The sequence below is a fragment of the Methylococcus mesophilus genome (genome assembly GCF_026247885.1).
Taxonomy (GTDB): Bacteria; Pseudomonadota; Gammaproteobacteria; order Methylococcales; family Methylococcaceae; genus Methylococcus; species Methylococcus mesophilus.
This window is the reverse complement of sequence record NZ_CP110921.1, coordinates 35,201-54,213: the sequence shown is the minus strand read 5'-3', so window position 1 is coordinate 54,213 and position 19,013 is coordinate 35,201. Positions and strand designations below refer to the sequence as shown.

Below are 19,013 nucleotides of genomic sequence, written 5' to 3'. Positions count from 1 at the left end.
TTCGGTTCAAAGTTCGTACCCGTACGCACGAATGATCTGCCTGGCCGCATCGCTCTTCAAAAAGGCTAACAGCGCCACAGCGGCTTCGTTGTCCTTGCCTTTGGCTAGCAGCACCGCCTCCTGCCTGAGCTGTGGATAAAGCTCGGCCGGAATCAGCCAATGCGAGCCCGGCGCAAAGCGACCATCCTGATAAATCTGGGACAAGGCGACGAAGCCCAAATCCGCATTGCCGCTGGCGGTAAACTGGTAGGCCTGAGTGATGCTCTCCCCCAGGACGAACTTGGGTTCGAGCGCCGAAGCCACACCCAGCTTGTTCATCGCCTCGACCGCGGCGGCCCCGTAGACTGCCATTTTGGGATTCGCCAGCGCCAGATGCCCGAACGCCCCGCGTTTTAGCACCTCACCCTTTTCATCGACGACGCCAGGCTTGGCGCTCCACAGCACGAGCTTGCCGATGGCATAGGGAAAACGGCTTCCGGGACTGGCCAGACCCTCCGCCTCCAGACGAGCTGGGGTTTCGGCATCGGAGGAAATCAGCACTTCGAAAGGCGCGCCGTTCTTGATCTGCGAGTAAAACTTGCCGACCGTCCCATAAGCGATGGTCGCCTTATGACCGCTCTCCCGCCCGAACGCCGATGCGATCTTTTCCATGGGACCGGTGAAGTTTGCAGCAACCGCGACATTCACTTCCGCGCCAAAGGAAAGTCGGGAAATCAGCGCACAAGCGAACAAACCTAGAAATTTCAAGGCATTCATCAGATGTCTCCAAAATAGTCGCCGAGGGCAACCCGGCGCGTCCTTCCGTCAAATCCGGACTATGACCAAGTCGATATGCGAGATTAAATATATCGCATGGTTGATTTGCGGGTTGTTGAAAGACAGCGTAAAGCACCGGTGGGCGCCGATAAACCACGCGAATTGTAAATGATCCATTGATCAGACACTAGCTGGCTACGTCAGACGCCCCTTTGCATCATAGGCACGCTGGCATCTTTCCATCATGCGGCAAGACCTCGCTTGTCTCGCGTCTCGCGTTATATTTTTAACAATATTCTGACCAACCCGACAACGGAGAACTTTGTCATGAGATTGCGAAAATTGCCCCCTCTGATGATCGCAGCGGCTCCCGCGCTGTTGCATGCGCCGGAGACGTTTTCGATGACCATGGAGGAACGTATGCAGGCCATGGAACAGCGCATGCTTCAGTTGGAAGGCAAGCTGGAAAAATCCGAACAGGAAAACGCCGAACTGAAACAAAAGCTGGCCGTGACCCAGAAGGTGGTCGCCGCAACCGCAGCAGCGGCATCCAAGCCGGCCAAAGCACAAAATGGCCAGACCGACCAAGCCGAAAAGGCGGCCCAGGCCAAGGCCGACAAGGAATTGGAAAGCTGGGTCAGCAGTTTCCAGCAATGGCCCACCGAAGGTTTCGATCCGAATAAGGTCACCGAGCTGCATGAGCGGGTCACCACCTTGGAAAAGACGACCGAAGCCCAGAAAGCGGCCGCGGAAGAAAAGATCAAGAAGAGCGCCCTCACCGAAATCGGCGACCGCGGCATCGCCTGGTCTTCCGCCGACGGCAATTACAAACTCGCCCTGCGCGGCTATCTGCAGGCCGATTTCCGCACCTTTTTCGACGGTTCCAACGAGACCAAGAATCCCGGCTCCAACCTCACCGACGCTGCGCTGATCCGGCGCGCCCGCCTCATTTTCGAAGGCCAGTTGTTCAAATGGGTCGACTGGCGGATATCGCCCGATTTCGCCAACAGCCAACTGCAGCTCTTCGACGCCTTCATCGACGCCCACTACATTCCGGAAGCCGCGCTGATGGTCGGCAAGATGCGGGTGCCGATGAGCTTGGAACGCTACAAAAGCGCCACCAACCTCGACTTCGTGGAGCGCGGCTATCCCGCCCAGATCGCGCCCAACCGCGACATCGGCGCGATGCTCCACGGCCAGATCGGCTATCCGGGGTACAAGCCTCAGTACTCGATCCAGCCGGTGTTCCGCGACTGGATATCCTACGAGTTCGGCTGGTTCAACGGCACCGGCGACAGCACCCCGGTCAGCCAGAGCGACGTCGAAGTCGACCAGGAAAAAGACATCGCCGCCCGCATCTTCTCCCATCCCTTCCTCAAGAGCGGCATCGAACCGCTGGAGGGTCTGGGGATCGGCGTGGCCGGCACCTGGGGAAATCCGATCAACCAGACACTCAACAAACTGATCAGCGTAGGCCAGCAAACCATCTTCAACTACGGCGGCAGCGGCACCAACACGTCATCGGTCGTCGCCAACGGCAATGCCTACCGCTACTATCCGCAGGCTTACTGGTACTACGGTCCGTTCGGCCTGCTCGGCGAATACATCTGGACCAACCACCAAGTGCTCGCCACGAGCACGTCCGGAAGCACGACTGCGAACTACGACACCACCATGAACAACCGGGCCTGGAACCTAGAAGCCTCGTACGTTCTGACGGGGGAACGCGACGGCTTCTTCGGTATCAAGCCCCAGAACAACTTCGACCCGATGGCGGGCAACTGGGGCGCTTTCGTGCTCGCCGGCCGCTGGACCGGCCTTACCCTGGACTCCCACGCCTTCGAGCCGTTCAAAGGCGCGAACGGCAAGGACGCTACCCTCGCCAACCCGCTCACTTCGGTCTCCGGCGCCAATACCTTTACTACGGCCCTCAACTGGTATCTGAACCCGTTCATGAAGTTCCAGACCGACTACAGCAACACTTGGTTCACCGGCGGCGGCGGATTGAAGGGCGAAAATCGCCGGCAAGAACAGGCGTGGTTTACGCGGTTTCAGATCGCGTTTTAGGTGTTCGTCCCGACAGGCATTCCGACAATCGCAGGTACCGCATGCGGACCTGCGCTTGCATAATGTTTTCAATGTATTTCACAAGATGCAACAGAATGCCCCATAATCGGGCAAGTGTTGGGGATCGGCCGCTTAGTGCAGCCGTCAACGCAGCACTGCAATCCTGCCTTCACTAAAGGCTGCCTAACACGGACAGTAACCCGAACCCTCTGTCCGGTTAGCACCAACTTAGGGCATACCTATCCAGCTGGACCAGCGGGACATCGGTATTCCAATTAGGCACAACCTTTGCCTGTTTGAACTCGTTATGTCATTTAAGGTATAACGAAGTCACGCCTATGCGCGCTTATTCTCCCCGTTCATCAGCCAGGCAGACGAAGGCACGGGGCCGTGACATGGGAAGAAAGACTTTAACAATTCCTCTGGAGATTCGAGATGAAGCTTCGCGTCATGAATTCCGCCATCGTATCCGGCGGTCTATCGTTTATCAGCGCCACCGCGCTCGCCCTTCCGCCCAGCGATACGCCTGACATCACCATTCGCATCGCGGGATCCACCATTCAGGACAACAACTTCAAAAAGGTGCTGGACGACTTGTGTAAATCAGGCACCCTCGACACCTACAAGGACGCAGACGCCGCCGGCAAGGGAACCTACTACAAGGCGTTCTTCTGCCAGATCGACTCCAGCAAGGTGCCCGGACTCAATCTCAAGGATCCCAAAGTGCTGCTGCTCAAACGCAACCGCAGCGGCGCCATCACCGGCATCTATCCGTTGCTGGAGCCCGAAAAAACCATCAATTTCATGGGCATCAACAACTCTCCGGGCGGCGAAGCCCAGTGCACATCGGCCGGTTCGCAAAGCTGGACCTGCCGCACCGACCGTCCTGGCGATCAGTTCAAGACCCTGCCCGACATGGGCGTTTCGGACATCGACCCGCAGATTTTCCGCGACATCAATTACAACCCTACGATCGACGGCATCTCGTTCAATCAGCCCACGCCCGCATCGGTCGCCGCGACGCTGACCGTCAAGAACGCCGGCGCGGTACTGCAGAACACCCCCGTCAGCAAGAATCTCCGCGACGCGCTGCAGGAAGCCCAGGTGGCGCAAGGCAAACTCGATGCGCAGTGCCTGACCGACGCCAACCTGCGGGAAACGGAAGCCTGCATGCCGTCGCTTAGCAAGGGCCTCCTCACCAGCCTCTTTGCCGGCCGTATCGGCAAGTGGAGCGACGTGAAGGTGGAATTCGGCACGACCTCCAAACCGCTGACGGATTTCAACAGTGGTTCCTTCAGCACCCCGCTGGTCCACATTTGCCGGCGCAACAAAGGCGCCAGTACCCAGGCGGCCATCAACGCCTACTTCCTCAACACGCCCTGCGCGGCGACCGGCTCGGTGCCGGTGGAGGTCAGCAACCCGATCGCCGGCCCGGTGGTGGTCACGCCTACCCAGGTGACCGTGGAGGAAAATTGCCTCGCTGATTTCAACGACGGCACCAACAACGGCACATACAACCCCAATACGGCCAAGGCCTGGGCCGTCGGCATGCTGACCACCGAACGTAATGGCAATCTGGCCCTCGCCTACCGCTACATCAAAATCGACGGTGCAGCGCCGACGGTGGAGGAAGTCGCCGCGGGCCACTACCAGTATTTCTCGGAAGCGGCCTATGCCTGGCGGCGGAACGCTCCCGCTCCGACCGGAGACACCCTGACGCTGATCCAGAAGATCGCCACCGACGCCACGACGCCGAGCATGTTCGGCCAGTTGAACGCGGCCATCGCCCAGCCCTGGGGCAAAGGCTCGTTCATCGCCGTAGCGGCGCAGGGCTATTCGGTGACGCATCCCTTCGATCCGAACAATCCTGTCACCGCCTATACCCATGCCCCGACGGGCAGCCTGGACAATTGCACCTATCCCCAGGTTGCAGAAGGGCAAACGCCAAACCTCTGAACGGCCAGTGGGCAACTCACGCGGGATATCTATCATGACCAGATTCTTGACCCTAGGCCTCTGGCTGCTCGCCTTCTGGGCCGGACATGCCTCGGCGCTCACCAGCAACGGCAACAATGGTGCGCCTTCCTCCCTGTTCATCGCGGTGTTCGATCCGGATAGCCGCAAGTCCTATTACCGGGACCTCGGCACGACGATGGACCAGTTCGTGCAAAATCCTTCCGCGAGCGCCGACCTGGCAGCGGACGGAAATTTTGCTGCCTTTCTGGGCAAACCCAACCTCGTATACAACGTCGCGGCGTTCAATGCGCTCAAGCCGGACCAAAGCAACATCGCCCAGTGGGGCTACCTCCTGACCTCCTCCGAGGGGCGGGGGATCTTCGGCCACAGTTTCGTCGCGGTGGATGCGGTGAGGCAGCGCATGCTGGTTTACGCCGGCTATCTCACCGGTGCCAGCGGTGGATTCGGCGTTGGGGACGGCGGCTACTTCGACGGCGACCATTGGGGACCGAGTCTCAATGGCGAATTGGGCGGAAGCAGCGTCGGCCAGATCGGCCAAGCCTTGCCGTTCTATTTCGTCAGCAATTCGACCGGAGCGACGGCCAGCGGCATCGTCCGGGCGCTCGGCGCCTGGACCTTGAGCGGCGATGGCAAGCTGAGTTTTTCCGGCCAGGCCAGCGCCAACCAAGCGCCCGTCGCCGATGCCGGCGGAGCCCGGACAGTCGACCAAGGCGCCGTAGTGACGCTCGACGGCAGCGCCAGCCACGACCCTGACAATGGTCCCGATCCTCTGTCCTATGCCTGGAGCCAGACCTCCGGGCCGTTCGCGGCCTTGACTGGAGACAACACGGCCAAACCGAGCTTCAGTGCCGCGAAGGCAGGGAGCTACGGCTTCCGGCTTACCGTGGGCGATGGTGAAGCCTCGGCCACGGCTGCCGTCACCGTGGCGGTAGGCGCAGTGAATCAGCCTCCGGTTGCCAATGCGGGACCACCTCAGACAACGGTCGCGGGAAACCTCGTGACTCTCGACGGAAGCGCCAGCAGCGATCCGGATCAAGGCCCCTCCCCCTTGGCCTACCAATGGACCCAGGTGTCCGGCCCTGTGGCGGTTGCCCTGGCCGGGGATACGACGGCAAAGGCCAGCTTCACACCGGCGCAGGAAGGGAGCTATGGATTCGAGCTCACCGTGAGCGACGGCGCTGCCTTCTCGACCACGGCTACCCAGGTGGACATCAGTGCAGCGAAGCTCATTACCCTGATCGCGCCCACCCAGTGGAAGGTCAAGGTCAAGCAGCAGATCGGCTGGGATCCCGGCACCATGAAAGGCAGCCGCCAAGTGAAGATCCAGTTCGCCAAAGACGGGGCGAATTTCAAGACGATCGGAACCGCGGCGGCCAAGAAACGGAGCTTCAACTGGAAGCCGACCCGGAAGCAGACCACCAGCCAGGGCGCTCTCCGGGTTTGCGTCAAACCGACCGGCCAGTCGCCACTGGTGTGCGATGCCGTATCGGTGGTAGTGGAACCCTGAGCCGCTCTCCTGGCGCCGTCAGGAATCCGGATGGGGAATTTCGGCAGGGTCGCCGATCGGCGGCGTCGTAGCCATGCAAGGACGAAACAGCCGCAGGTAGGTATCGGCGACCTGCTGGAGCGCGCCCTGGACCTCGCGGTAGCGCTCCAGCACCTCCTTGCCGAAAGGCGTCAGGTGAGCACCTCCGCCATGCCGCCCACCACGGGAGGCGTCTACCACCGGCTCGCGGAAAGAACGGTTCATGGTGTCCACCAGCAGCCACGCCCGCCGGTAGCTCATATCCATGCTGCGGCCGGCGGCCGATATCGAGCCGGTCTGTTCGATCGCCTCCAGCAACTCCGCCTTGCCGGGGCCGAAGGCAATTTCAGTCCCATAGAGCAGACGCAAGGTCAGTTTGAACTTCGGCTCGACGAAACAGCGTGGCGGATGCGCCGTTTTCTTGGTGCGCCGCTTGCGCGGTTCCAGAGTCTCTTCATCCCCAAGACCGGAGCCGGATTGCGGCACAGGGGGAAGTGGGCCAGGATCAGGAACTTGGGATTTCTCAGATGCCATTCGCAACTCTTCGGGAGGCAGCAATCGAACGATTGATCGATGATGGCTAATCGTAACGGTTATGCCTGGGCTATGACATCCCCTTGAACGACACGAGCCCCCGGTCCAGGTGCCTACCAACCGGATCACCTAGATCCTCAACGGCCAGCACGCCGTCACTGGAGACACCGCCCTTCGCCTCGGCCACTCCTTCGGCACCAGCGCCGAATTCTGGCTCAACCTGCAAAAGTCCTACGAACTGCGCCGGGCCGAACAGAAAGCCGGCAATGCCATCGGCGCCTTACCCACCTTAGCCAGGGCATCGAACGATAATGCCGGGCAATCTCAATGGCGCCAAAGTCGCCAATCGCATTGAATCGCAAAGCCTGAGCCAGTTGGGTTATCCTCTTCCCTGCGCGGTGCGCCTCATAGCTCACCGCACGCTAAGCAGGCTAGTCACCAGGAGGAAGTTCCATGTTCCGACCACGATGGGCTGTCAGTCTTTTCCCCCTGTTCTGCGTATCTGCCATTGCGGCGCCGCAACAATCTCCTTCCAGCCTGCCTCAACCAAGTACCGCGACGCAACCATCACCTTCGCCGTCCCCAGTCGCGAAGGCCCGTGAACCACGCGCCACAGCCGAGCCTAAGCCGGGGCTGATGGACTACTGTCGCACCCATACTTGCTAACCGGTGATTCATCTCACTACTCCCAGGGCCTCAAAAATGAATAAAAATACCTTATCCCGAATTTGTGCGTTGACACTCAGTGTATTGCCGGGTATCGCATGGAGCTCCGAACTCGGCAGCGGAGGCTATGAGCCATCCTGGAGCTATACGGAGCAAGACTCCTGGGGCGAAATAACAGATGACGGAGTCACTGTAAAACCTCCCTATCCCTACGCTGTTTGCGGCATCGGCCGTGCCCAGTCTCCCGTAAATTTGGCCGACGCGGCTCAAGCGAAGTTTGTTAATGGGCTGACCATTTGGTACAGGTGGGCACCGCTAGTCGTCGAAAATAATGGCCACACGATCAAGGTTGATTCGCCGAGCGGCAAGCTTTTCATCGGCAACGATGAATACAAACTATTGCAGTATCACTTTCATGCGCCAAGCGAACACGTAATTGGGCAAACGAAATTCCCAATGGAGATACATTTCGTTCACGGTGCGGCCAACGGAAAAGCGGCTGTAGTCGGTGTGTTGTTGAAAGAAGGCCGCGACAATCCCGCATTCCAATCCATCCTAGACAATGCGCCGGAGACCAAGTACACCACCAACACGACCGGAGTTTCCGTAAATCCAAGATGGCTCTTACCGTTACGACTAAACCGCTTTTACACCTACGCCGGTTCTCTCACAACGCCCCCCTGCTCCGAAGGTATAAACTGGTACGTGCTAAGTGATCCTGTCGAAGTTTCGGCAGCGCAGATTCAACAATTCCAGCAACTGTACTCCGACAATGCCCGTCATCTTCAGCCGCTGAATGAGCGGACCGTCTCCCGCAGGTCGCGATAATTTGTGAACGCCCCAACTAAGGACGGACGGTTCAAAATCATCTGAAGCATGAGCAGCGAGTGTTGCTGACAATGCGAGGAAAAAGCCCGCTCCGGAATTGGCAATCCGAAATACGGTAGCGCGATGCCATTCACCACGCCATGGGCTACCGAACGCACCCCTGGCCAAAACACGGTCTACAACGCCCGCACACCCTTGGTGACGTTGAGTCGCTGAGGGTGGGCTATAGGGGTATCCTCTTATCCGAGGAAGGAGGGATCGATGAAATACCGCAATCAAATCGCCTTGATCCTGGCTGCCACGGCCGTCAATTATTCTGCCGCGCTTCACGCACGCGACCCTGGCGTAAACCAGGCCGGCGCGGTCGGCAATGTCCATCGGGATGCGGGGATAAACCAGACCGGCGCTGTCGGAAACGTGGGCGGCCCAGGGGTGGGGCGAGGCGCGGGAGTCAACCCGCTCGGCCCGGCAGGTAACGTCCATCGCGACATGGGCGTCAACCAACCGGGAGCAGTCGGAAATTTGAACGCCCCTGCCGCCGGTCGTAGCCCCCGTGTCACTCCGCCCGGCCCGGCCGGAAACTGGCGTCGAAATCGGTAGATGCGTCCGCTGTAATTGATGGGCTTCGTGCCTCAGCCCATCCTGCCTGGGCTTTAGCGCACGTTCCGCTTAGTCCTTCAGCGCACGCTACGCGGGTCTCATGCGTATTATGTGCGGGACATTATCTCAAGAAACTCACTTCATCTTATGATCTGCCTACGCAAATCGATAACCCAATTTTCGTTTGGGAGACGATCTGACTTGAAAAAGGCGGTGGATTTCTATATATCTATGTGCATATCAAAACAGAAAGTGAGAATTAAATATATGAATGTCTCGATTACAGATTCAAAGTCTGGTGTTGTTGTTGCAGTTGTTCCAGTTGCTCTATGGAGCTTGAACTCAATGACTGTGGATTTATATTATATCCATGAGGCTTGGAGAACTGCTGTTGAGGACGGCATCGTTGATCCGGACGAAAGAGAAAATTTTGAATTCATCCTCTTCAGGTAGGAACCGATATTGATCAATCTATTCAATTATTTGGATGGCACTGTTATGGGTCGTAGAGTTGACTGGTTTTTTGGTCGAGGCCTTTCTATTGGCTGTGGTCTAACCTGGGATGTACCGGCAGCTTGGGACTGGCTTCCACGCAATGAACAGATTGATCGGATAAAGGAAACGATCCGTCATAAGATGTCTGAGCCACACATAGAGACGAGCGATATTAGGCGCTTCCTTGATCTACTATCGTCCAGCACTAAAGAATTGTGGCAACATCAATTTTATACAACAAACTGGGATTATCTGCTTCAGAGTCAAATTCTTTCCATGCGATATCAAACGAAACCTAGATGGTTAGCAAACTCTCACGTTTACCATTTGAACGGCACGGCTGAGACACTGACAACGAACCGTAACAGAAGTGATTTTATTCTAGCAAAAGACAATGTAAATGTTCGAACATCCACATGTGAAACCAGAAATGCTTATGACCGGATAGTTTGGAACACGAAATTTATTGTTGTTGGTATGAGGTTTGAATGCGAGGTCGATAAATTTATTCTTCGATCACTTAACAGAGTTGAGGACGATCTTCCCATTGGCAACTCGCACTGGATAATTGTTGACCCGGACAGTGTAACCCTTTGCAATATCAGGTATAGAATAAAAAAAGCGTTACCTCGATCGGACGTCAAGGTGGTGCCTTATAAATTTGATTATTGGTTGTTACGTGGATTACCAGAACTTAAAGATTGGGGTGTGATTAGCTGAGGCAGTAGGATTTAGCTTATATCAATAATTTCGATATTTATTTCCTCACGATAATTATTTACGGAATCACAAGCAGGTTTTCCATGTATTTTTATCATCCTTTGTGCGATTCGTCTCAGATGGCAGGCTTTTTTCTTTTGCTGTGTTGCTCAAGGCTATCGTCTTAGGGTTCCCGTTTCACCTGCAATACAGGTCAATATTCGTATTAGCAAGCTCCCGATCGTACCGTGCCAAGTGCTTTTTCCAGTAAAGGCAACGGTCCTCCTTCGCCTTCAGCTCCAGATACCGTTGGTGCGTTTCGCTTTCCGCCGGAGCGGTCGCCGTTTGAGCAGGCGGCGCCTGTTGAACGTAGATGTGATTGTGAATCACCGTCGTTACCTGAGGCGGTGCCGGATCGCGTTCCGACCACGATCTTTCCCGGTATGGAGACACCGCGGCTTGCGGTTGGATTGTCGGGCTCGGCCTGGAAGCAGAGGGCGAAACGGCCGCTACCGGTTGAGGTTTCAGTCTCAACCAGCTCGTCAGCGATTGCATGGACTCTCTCGGCGACTTGGCAATGTTTACAAGCCCGATCATCACGAAGAGGACACCGACTGCGATCGCGAAATCCCCTAGGCCTGCCCGCCGGTGCCGCCGCATCCCTCGCTCGTAGGTACTCCTCACATTCTCCCAGTCCACCTTCTTCTTTTGGGACTCGCGGTACCAGTCCCGGTCATACAATCCCATGGTGTGGCTCCTTTCTTCTTTATCTCTGAGAAGGATAGTCCGGGTTGTTTCCTGCGTTGCAGCGGAAGTCGTAGGCGCCCGTAGCGTTACAGGCCCAGACTTCGGCTTGATAACCGGGGTTCACCAAGCCGGTAGGTGTGTTCGTCCAATGGCTAGACATTTTTTGGAAGTGCACATAGCCCCGAATGTGGCCTTCGCAGCGGTTCACTACGGTGGCTTCGATGCTGTCTGGCGCTTGGCAATGCGTTCCTCTGTTTATCTGGACGACGTGCGCGAAATTGAGCTGTTGCGCCTCGGCCAGACCAATCGTTGGTTGAGCAAAACCGAAGCTGCTGCCTTGATCCGTACGGCCGAGGAAGCAACTCGCGCCCCGCATCTGGTGGATTTTATCCGGCTTTGGCTCAACACCGGTACGAGGCGGGGGGAAATGCTGGGCCTGGAATGGCGCCGTGTCGACCTCGCCCGTGGGTTGATCTACTTCGAAGGGCGACACCAGAAGAACGGAAAAGCGGGAAGCGTCCCTCTGAATCGCGAGGCAAGAGCAGCCTTGATCAGGCGGGCAAGCTTTCGGGCCCAATATTGCCCTGGCAGCCCATGGGTGGTCTGTGACAAAGAGGGCTCACGGATCGCCAGCGTCAAGAAAGGTTTTGCTTTGGCTGTTCGGAAAGCGGGTATCGAGGACGTGCACGACCTACGCCGGACTTGCGGGAGCTGGTTGGTGCAGGCTGGTCGGCCGATCCATGAAGTGTCCGCCCTACTCCGTCACAGTGACATCCGGGTGACCGATAAGGTTTACACCCATCTGGCGCCGGACAATCTTCGAGTAGCCGTCCAGGTTTTGGAGGAAACCAGGGCACATTCTGGACACATGGACCGTTTCCAGGATGCGCAAAATGAGTGACAAACTATTGATTTAAATGGTGGGCGGTGCAGGGATTGAACCTGCGACCCCTTCCGTGTGAATAAAGCACTCCAAAACACGCATTTAATAAAATCAATCTGTTAGATGCATGTTGTCCGCGCAAACTTGCCATTACGTGACATAAATCGTGTCTCTGTGCCTGGATTTCGTCACGTTATGGTCACGCTGGTCTTCCTCTATGCCTCCCAGCCGCTCCCATCTGATCTGCCTCAAATCGTCCCCAGTTCCAGATAAAACCGCTCCACCCCCGGCTGTTGCACGACGACATCACGACAGTCGTTACACCGTAAATCTTGGCGTCATCGTCGATGCAATCGCCGTGTTCACCGTATTGTTCGGATCATCGGGATTGTTCGGGTTCGGTGGATATTGCTGGGCCTGGTAGGCTGCATAAATCGCGTCGATGTCGCCCCCGGAAAATCCCACCAGGTCGATCGCTTTCTCCAGCGCTGTGATGATCGGAGTATAGGGGGCGCTGGTTTCCAGCGAGTAGCAGGTCGGCAGGTAGCGGCGTTCGTACATCGACGCGGCTACCGCGCCTTCTTTGTCTCCCGCGATGCGCATGGACGGAAGGTCGAAAATATAGAACCCTGAGACCTCCGTGGCGAAGTTCGGGATCAAATCCTGCCGGAACAGGTTGGGAATGGAAATATTTCGCACTGATGTCGTCGTGGTGGGTGGTACCTTTCCGCCGACGCGGAAATCAACCCCCGCCCCTGTTCCGGTCGTGTTCTTCTCGGGTGTGTCGGTACCGGCATAGGCTGCGGACTGCCCGATGTCGATTTCATAGGCCAGGCTGCTGGTGAGGGTATAGGCCCCGGTATTGGTCCAAGTTCCATTGCTGTAGGTTGCCGCATAGGAGCGATTCTCGACCACCGAGGCCGCCTCCTTCCAAGTCACCGCAACGGCATTGCGGATATCCAGATAGGCAAAATGGAGGCGGTCGATCCCGGTCAGAGCCGTCTCGGTCCGGCTCACGCCGCCGCTCTCTCCGTTATTGGCATAATTCCAGTCGTCGCTGTACGACTGGTCCAGCAGAACGACCGGGGTCGCGCCCAGCGTCAGAGTCAAGCTCCGCGACTGATTCTTCGCGACCGATTCGGCATAGCTGAGGAAGGCGCCGTTGGCCCCGGAATTATGACTCGATCCGCCGCCGGACCCGCTGTAAGCGAACGTAGCCGTGGCGATGATCTCCGTATCGCCGTCGTAATCGATGGCAACCACGGCGCTGGCTGCGCCGCTGACGGATCCGCTGAAGGTCGCCGAGGTATTCCATGTCGCCATGTCATATTCTTGCGTGCCTTCCGGAACCTGGTCGATGTTGCCGGTTTCGACGATGGTGTCGATGATCTGGGTTTCGGCTTGAGGCTGCAGGACGAATGTCGCTGACAGACCGTCCGGCGTGGGCGCTATCGTTATCCTGGAAATCAGGTCGTTACGCAGTTCGCGGTCATCCGGGTAGCCGTCCATCGGAATGAGCGAAGCGGCCCGGTTGCCGGACCGGTTGAACGCGTAGCACCCGATACGCGGCAGCACGCCGGGGTGGGCCGCGTAGGTCTCCTGTGCGGCCTCCACCCAGGGCACGTTCGTGCCGGTGGGCGCCGCCGGCAGGTCTGCGGTTTTCACATACAACACCCGGTCGTACAGAATCTCCGGGTTGCTCTGCTGCCAGACGGACGTATACGACCCCACGATGCCGAATTCGCTGCGCGTGACCACCGCGACCAGGTAATCCACGCCGCCAGCCGTGGTAGTCGCCGCGCCCAATACCACCCAATGGGTGGGCGCAATCGCGTACAGCTTCCCGTTCCGCCAGATTTCCCCCGAAAAGCGCCGCAGCATCCGTGTGGCCCATGCGACTGGAGTGCCGCCTGGGCGGATGAGTTTCAGGTTCGTGTAGTTCGGGATGTCAATGTCGTAGACCCAGTAATTGAATGGCACTTCGGTCAGCAGCCGCGGGGGGCAGGCCCGGCCGAACGGCCCCTGCCAGCTCAGCACGTTCCCTTTGGCATCGAACCATGTAATGTTCCCTCCCACCCAGTCGGGATTGCCGCGCTTCATCGAATATTTGCGGTCGGCCCCCCGCACCAGGCGGACGAGCTCCGGCTCGTGTATCGTGTGGTCGACGTGACAGGCGATGCCATGGGGATGCTGAACGTCCAACCGTATGAGATCGAACGGGTAGCCTGGGAATTTGATCGTTTCGGCCACCTGCTACCCTCCCAGCATCCCGAGCACCGCCTGTCCGGCTGCAACGATGGCATCAAACGACAAGTCGATGGATTTCTCCGCCAATCGGGCCTTGATTCGGTTCCAGGCCGTATCCGACCGCACGGTATCCATGAACTCGTGGCCCTTCCAGGTCAGCATCGTCGCGTAACAAACCATTCCCCCGCCGGGCTGCGAAGTGCAATGCCCTTCGATCAAGCCCGCTTCAATCATCAGCCGCAAGTGATAGTTCACGGCTTCCGCGGACCACTCGGGAAGATTGCGTGCCAGCAGCTTGCTGCGGGTATCGGGCAAGGCCTCGATGCGGGTGAGAATGTCCCGGATCAGCTCCCAGTCTCGCTGCATGGTCATACTCCCAACGGCTTGTCCGGATCCGGCTCGGCAAAATGGAACTCCACCACGTCGCCGTTGCCGTCCTTGAACTTCAGGGTCTTGATCGCCGCGTACTTGATGACGAACGCGCCGTCTTTGGTTTCCAGGTCACGGGCCGGGTAATACTCGCGATCAGCCCAGGACTCCCCTTTCGCGTTCTGGGCCGTCCGTTCGGTCAGCGGCGAGGCGATGCCGGCGGTCTTCTTGCGGGTACCGATGCCGACGGCGTTGCCGATCCCCGGCTTCGCCAGGGGCTCGGGCAGCGCGTCGCTGGTCGTCCGCACCGCGTCGACGATGGCGTTGAGGTCGTTGACGAAGAACTTCTGGACGGTCATGGGCTGAGCGGAGCCGGAGCTTACGCCGTCGCGGTTTCCCGCACGTTGGCGATCACGACCGCCAGCTCCGTTGCGGTTCCGACCGCATGGGTGGCGTCGTTCACCTCGATCCAGATCGGCTTGGCGTTGGCCGCTCCCGAGAGAATTTCGGTGCCGAGGTCCAGGCCGGCCCCGCCGACGGCAGACGCGAGGCCGGCCTGGGTCGCCGCCAGCTTCACTTCCGCCACGGTATGGCCGGCCCCCGTGTCCGCGTCCACCACGGTGGCCTGAATCGGGTCCACGCCGGGATTGGCGTTGGCCTGAATCTTCCGGTTGGCCGTGGTGGAGCCGAGGTACAGCGTGAACACCACCGGCGGGGTGGAACCGTCGGCGTTCTGGGTCGCCACCAGGTTGCCCGCCAGGGGCTGGGTCAGGGCGGCATCGGTATAGAGTGCGAACGTGGGCATGGGTCTTCAGGCCTCCAGGATGAGTTCGTCGTCGGGGATCGCGATGGGGAGATGGTCGGTCGGCGCCGTAGTGGTGGCGTCGATGTGCTGCTGCTCGACGCCCGGCACGGTGATCGTGAATTCGCCGTTGGCGGGGTCATAGGTAATCGAGGGTGTCGCCAGCGGATGCTTGAGCGGCGCCTGGATGGCCGGCGGCTTGGCCGGGGCCGGGAAATCGAAGCCCGTATCGACCATGCCGACGCCGTAGGACTTCGACACCGCCAGGGCCAGGGTGGTGATGGCCGCGCCGTGGTCGAAATCGATCGAATGGGTCACCCGGCGCACCTTGCCCTTCGCGGTCAGCCGGGGCGATGCCATCCGCACCGTGTGGGTGCGGTCGATCAAGGGCGCGATCAGGGTGTCGAAGGTCACGGTGGTCTGGCGGTGGGAGGACAGGATGTCCCGCCGGGCCCGCTCGATACCGGTCATGTAGGCGTTGGAGAGGCCCACCCGGCCGTCGGCCGCGCCGTCGTCGAGGTCGTAGTACAGATCGCCCAGCGGGTTGGCGGTCGGGTCCAGCGACGCAAAGCGCTGCGCCCCGGCCGGGACCGGCACGGTGTAGGTCCGGACCTGGAGCGGGTGGTACGGAATCCAGGAATCGCAGGCATAGCCGCCGACGGGCGCGCCGTCGTGCAGCTCCAGCTTGACCGTCTGCTCGGTGGTCCGGTCCCAATGCGCGTAGCGCGGGTCCTTGTCGCTCAGGGCATCGAAGTTCGCCGTCGTGGTGCCGTGCCGCTTGCCGACCACCCGGATCGAGTCCGGCGCGTCGACGGTGACGTGCCATTGCTCGGTCACGGTCTGGGTCCAGCGCTGCGCCAGGGTCACGGACAGCCCGCCCGCCAGGCTGTAGCGCGGGCAGTCGGACAGGTACATGACGCCGTGCAGCCATTGCGGGTCCGGCAGCGGCGTCATCCGGAGCAGGGGTGTCCCACCCTCCCCCAGCACCGCCCAGCCGGTACCGTCGATGGCCTGCATGATCGTTTCCGGGGTCGGCGCCGTGCTGCCCTGGTCGATGAGCTGGTCGATGCTCAGCTCCCAGTGGTAGCGGTGCTCGCGCTGCATCAGCCGCTCGTAGCGGTAGTCCATGTGCACGTCGATCGAGTTGACCAGCTGGCGGGCCGAGGCCATGTCGATGCGGACGCTGTTCTCGATGATCGCGTCGGGTCGGAAGGTGAAATCGGCCGTAGCCTTGGCCTGCCACGGCGTGATCCGGCCTTGCAGGTTGAGGTCCAGGTCGTAGCTGACCGGCATCGTCGACAGGCGGTCCAGCACGTACTGCCATTCGTCGGCGTGCTTGTCGAATACGTAGGGCGACCAGCGGCCGCCGATGATCACGGCGATCTCCTTGCGCTTCAGGCCGTCGAAGCGGCTCTGCAGATTGTCGGTGCAGGAGAGATGGAGCAGGCCCTGCACCGGGTCCCAGCCGGGTACATCCAGGATGCCCTGGAAGATCGGCAACTCCACCCCGGCGGTGACTAAAAAGAGGGTGATCGGCAAGCCGGTCAGGGTGTGAATGCTGATCGGCCCCGGCGCCGGCAGCACGGTGAACTCGGCGATGCGGGCCGCGCCCTCCTCCCCGTCCACGGTCAGTGTGCCGGTCATCCGTCCCAGGAGCGCCCCCATGACCGCACCGGCTTCCGGCGGGACCGGTTCGCCATCACCGGCGGCGTTGCCGATGATAGCCTTGACCGCCCAGGCCGTGATGTCCGCGCTCGCCGTCAGGGACTGGCCGACGAACGCCCCGCCGCCGACGGCCTGGGCGTCGTATTGGGTCTGGCTGAGACGGGCGGTCAGGTTTTCGATGAACGCGTAGACCGCCTGCTCGACCGTCGCGCTCAGGTCGAACACCGGGTCGGCGACCGTCTGTGCCAGAACCGCGGACAGCGTGAACACTGCCTTGACCCGGTGGGTGACGGGCGCCTGGAGCGTGTAGGCCTCGGCCCGGATGCGCTGTTCGACAACGGCGGACGCATCGAAAAGGAGGAACTGCGACTGCTCGACCGGCGCCGTGAGGTTGAACCTTGCCCAGAGGCGATGCTCGATGGGCGCCGTGACCGCGTAACCCTCGAAGCCGACCTGTTCGACGAACGCCTCAAACCCTGTTACCGCGTAGATCGGCTGACGAATGGGGGCAATCGCTTCGAAAACCTCGAAGACCACCACGGCCTGGGCGATCCCCGCCGACAGGTCCAGGCGCGCGTAGACCTCGCTGCGGAGGTGGGCGGCGATGGCGTAGACGTCGAGGTTCGTCTGGTCGATGGCCACGACGAGGCTGGCCTCAACGTAGATCGGCTGCGCGATGGACGCCGCGATCGAATAGACCTCGGCGGCCGGCGCCGCAGTGCCCGCCGCGCTGGCGACACCGCCGATGCCGGTAACGCCGCCGACGGGGAGCGTCATTACAGCTCCTCGGCCAGCACGCTGACGTGGGCGAGCTGGAAGGCGCCGGATACCGTGGCGCCGCTGTTGGCCCGGCTGAGCATGAAGCACACCAGACCGTCAGGCGCTACGTCCAGGACATAGCCGCCATCCGTGTTGAATCCATAGTTACCGGGGGATACCGCCGCCTGCAATGCAGACGGTGAGCTTGGCGCCGTCGAGCCGGTTTCCACCGAGACCACGATGCTGTCGCCGCTGAAGGTCGAACTGGTGGAAAGCACGGCGACGAGCTTCGACAGCCGGAGGGTCTTGCCGGTGCGGTTGACCCAGAACGCCGCGCCAATGCTGCCGGTGGTGCTGCCCGAAAACGGCGCCAGGAACCGGGTGCCGGTCAGGGCGTTGGTCCCCGTCATCGATGCCGACAAGATCATCCGCCAGCGGTCGATCTCCTTCGCACCCGGGGACCATTGGAGGAGGGCACCCTGGGCGAATGCTTGGGCGCCGCCGCTGGAACTGGCGATGTTGCGCTCGATCGTCAACTGGTAGGGTCCCGCCCCATTGCGGGCGGTCACCTTCACCCGCTCCCACTTCGTCGGCGTCTCGGCGTCGATGAGGGTCAGGTAGTAGTGGTATTCGCCCAACGGGTCGGGCGGCGTGATCCAGGGAGACTGCGCTGCGGCCGCCATCAGCCAGGTATCGTTCACCCCCAGGGCGGCGGTGAGCTCGGTTTTGACGCCATCGAGTCCTGCGAGCTTCAACATGTCAGCCTCCGATCGGATCGACCATTTCGGCGCTCAGGCGCCAGCCGTAGTTCCCGGTCACACCGTCCAGTTGCTCCTGCGGCGGATCGCAGTAGACGGTGATCTTCGGGTAGCAGTAGGTGATGTCCACACCGTCGACGTTCAGCGTCACGGTGGCGAAATCGGCTTCCGTCCGCACCGGTACCGGAGGCGTTCCGCCGCCGACGATGGCCAGCGGCGCGGCGCAGGCCAGCACCAGGGGCTGCGAGTAGTCGAGCGCCGACAATCCCGACGGCACCCAGCCGCCTCCGCTGATCTCGGTGGCGAGTTTGCGCCAGGTGCGTTGCTTCACCGAACGGCCGGACCACATCCGGTGGGTGGTCGCCCCCTCCAGCCAGCGGTAGGTCTGGGACCATTCCAGCCGGGCATAGAGCGGCACGGCGATGCCGCCGAGGATGAAGGCCGAGTCGCGGAGTGCGCTCACCGTTCATCGGGCTCCGGTTCTTCGCAGCGCAACGCCAGCTCGACTTCGTCGATCTGGGAGACGATGTCCGAGATGCGAACCGGCCACGCGCAAGCCGTCGGCGCAAGCGTCACCCGCGGCGCCAGCGTGCAGCAGCCCGCCAGCATCAGGACGCCCATAACCCCGCCAGCGGT

Annotated in this window: 19 protein-coding genes; 8 read left to right on the top strand and 11 right to left on the bottom strand. The window is 60.1% G+C overall.

The window, feature by feature from the left end; all coding sequences use genetic code 11:
• Positions 1–6 precede the first annotated feature (6 nt).
• Positions 7–756, bottom strand: coding sequence for a molybdate ABC transporter substrate-binding protein (gene modA / locus OOT43_RS00340; RefSeq protein ID WP_266022628.1), 750 nt, complete (start codon positions 754–756; stop codon positions 7–9).
• A gap of 327 nt (positions 757–1,083) precedes the next feature.
• Between modA and OOT43_RS00335 the strand changes: the two genes are divergently transcribed.
• The 3 genes from OOT43_RS00335 to OOT43_RS00325 all read left to right on the top strand — a co-directional run bounded on the left by OOT43_RS00335 (position 1,084) and on the right by OOT43_RS00325 (position 6,307).
• Positions 1,084–2,823: a porin gene (locus OOT43_RS00335; protein WP_266022627.1), complete on the top strand. Its 1,740-nt coding sequence runs from the start codon at positions 1,084–1,086 to the stop codon at positions 2,821–2,823.
• A gap of 435 nt (positions 2,824–3,258) precedes the next feature.
• Positions 3,259–4,779 carry a hypothetical protein gene (locus tag OOT43_RS00330; protein WP_266022626.1) on the top strand — a complete coding sequence of 507 codons (1,521 nt, stop codon included), beginning with the start codon at positions 3,259–3,261 and terminating at the stop codon, positions 4,777–4,779.
• Positions 4,780–4,813: 34 nt separating this feature from the next.
• Positions 4,814–6,307: a PKD domain-containing protein gene (locus tag OOT43_RS00325; RefSeq protein WP_266022625.1), complete on the top strand. Its 1,494-nt coding sequence runs from the start codon at positions 4,814–4,816 to the stop codon at positions 6,305–6,307.
• An 18-nt stretch (positions 6,308–6,325) separates the two neighbouring features.
• Here the strand turns inward: OOT43_RS00325 and OOT43_RS00320 are convergent, their stop codons facing one another.
• Positions 6,326–6,859: a winged helix-turn-helix domain-containing protein gene (locus OOT43_RS00320; protein WP_266022624.1), complete on the bottom strand. Its 534-nt coding sequence runs from the start codon at positions 6,857–6,859 to the stop codon at positions 6,326–6,328.
• Between the two features lie 133 nt (positions 6,860–6,992).
• Here OOT43_RS00320 and OOT43_RS20495 point away from each other — a divergent pair, with 133 nt between their 5' ends.
• The 4 genes from OOT43_RS20495 (at position 6,993) to OOT43_RS00305 (ending at position 10,168) form a co-directional block, all read left to right on the top strand.
• The gene (locus OOT43_RS20495; RefSeq protein WP_394358070.1) at positions 6,993–7,214 is read left to right on the top strand and encodes a HigA family addiction module antitoxin; all 222 of its coding nucleotides are present in this window, start codon (positions 6,993–6,995) and stop codon (positions 7,212–7,214) included.
• Between the two features lie 347 nt (positions 7,215–7,561).
• Positions 7,562–8,353, top strand: coding sequence for a carbonic anhydrase (locus OOT43_RS00315; RefSeq protein WP_266022623.1), 792 nt, complete (start codon positions 7,562–7,564; stop codon positions 8,351–8,353).
• Between the two features lie 801 nt (positions 8,354–9,154).
• Positions 9,155–9,406, top strand: a complete 252-nt coding sequence (locus OOT43_RS00310) for a hypothetical protein (RefSeq protein ID WP_266022622.1) — start codon at positions 9,155–9,157, stop codon at positions 9,404–9,406.
• 9 nt (positions 9,407–9,415) lie between these two features.
• Positions 9,416–10,168, top strand: a complete 753-nt coding sequence (locus tag OOT43_RS00305) for a hypothetical protein (protein WP_266022621.1) — start codon at positions 9,416–9,418, stop codon at positions 10,166–10,168.
• 177 nt (positions 10,169–10,345) lie between these two features.
• On the opposite strand, the gene OOT43_RS00300 is transcribed toward OOT43_RS00305, so the two are convergent.
• Entirely contained in the window at positions 10,346–10,894 is a 549-nt protein-coding gene (locus OOT43_RS00300) for a hypothetical protein (RefSeq protein ID WP_266022620.1), read from the bottom strand.
• Positions 10,895–11,042: 148 nt separating this feature from the next.
• Here OOT43_RS00300 and OOT43_RS00295 point away from each other — a divergent pair, with 148 nt between their 5' ends.
• Positions 11,043–11,795, top strand: a complete 753-nt coding sequence (locus OOT43_RS00295) for a site-specific integrase (protein ID WP_266022618.1) — start codon at positions 11,043–11,045, stop codon at positions 11,793–11,795.
• Between the two features lie 300 nt (positions 11,796–12,095).
• Here the strand turns inward: OOT43_RS00295 and OOT43_RS00290 are convergent, their stop codons facing one another.
• The 8 genes from OOT43_RS00290 to OOT43_RS00255 are packed head-to-tail and all read right to left on the bottom strand — an operon-like array spanning position 12,096 to position 18,998.
• Positions 12,096–14,027 carry a hypothetical protein gene (locus tag OOT43_RS00290; RefSeq protein ID WP_266022617.1) on the bottom strand — a complete coding sequence of 644 codons (1,932 nt, stop codon included), beginning with the start codon at positions 14,025–14,027 and terminating at the stop codon, positions 12,096–12,098.
• 3 nt (positions 14,028–14,030) lie between these two features.
• Entirely contained in the window at positions 14,031–14,390 is a 360-nt protein-coding gene (locus tag OOT43_RS00285; RefSeq protein ID WP_266022616.1) for a DUF2513 domain-containing protein, read from the bottom strand.
• A gap of 2 nt (positions 14,391–14,392) precedes the next feature.
• A complete protein-coding gene (locus OOT43_RS00280; RefSeq protein ID WP_266022615.1) occupies positions 14,393–14,752 on the bottom strand; it encodes a hypothetical protein in 360 nt (119 codons plus the stop codon).
• 20 nt (positions 14,753–14,772) lie between these two features.
• Complete coding sequence (locus OOT43_RS00275; protein ID WP_266022614.1) at positions 14,773–15,198, bottom strand: hypothetical protein; 426 nt, start codon at positions 15,196–15,198, stop codon at positions 14,773–14,775.
• A 6-nt stretch (positions 15,199–15,204) separates the two neighbouring features.
• The gene (locus tag OOT43_RS00270) at positions 15,205–17,637 is read right to left on the bottom strand and encodes a hypothetical protein (RefSeq protein ID WP_266022613.1); all 2,433 of its coding nucleotides are present in this window, start codon (positions 17,635–17,637) and stop codon (positions 15,205–15,207) included.
• Complete coding sequence (locus OOT43_RS00265; protein WP_266022612.1) at positions 17,637–18,377, bottom strand: hypothetical protein; 741 nt, start codon at positions 18,375–18,377, stop codon at positions 17,637–17,639. Before OOT43_RS00265 ends, OOT43_RS00270 begins: the two co-directional genes overlap by 1 nt.
• A 1-nt stretch (position 18,378) precedes the next feature.
• The gene (locus tag OOT43_RS00260) at positions 18,379–18,840 is read right to left on the bottom strand and encodes a hypothetical protein (RefSeq protein WP_266022611.1); all 462 of its coding nucleotides are present in this window, start codon (positions 18,838–18,840) and stop codon (positions 18,379–18,381) included.
• Positions 18,837–18,998 (bottom strand): hypothetical protein, encoded by a 162-nt coding sequence (locus OOT43_RS00255; RefSeq protein WP_266022610.1) that lies wholly within the window; start codon positions 18,996–18,998, stop codon positions 18,837–18,839. Before OOT43_RS00255 ends, OOT43_RS00260 begins: the two co-directional genes overlap by 4 nt.
• Positions 18,999–19,013 lie beyond the last annotated feature (15 nt).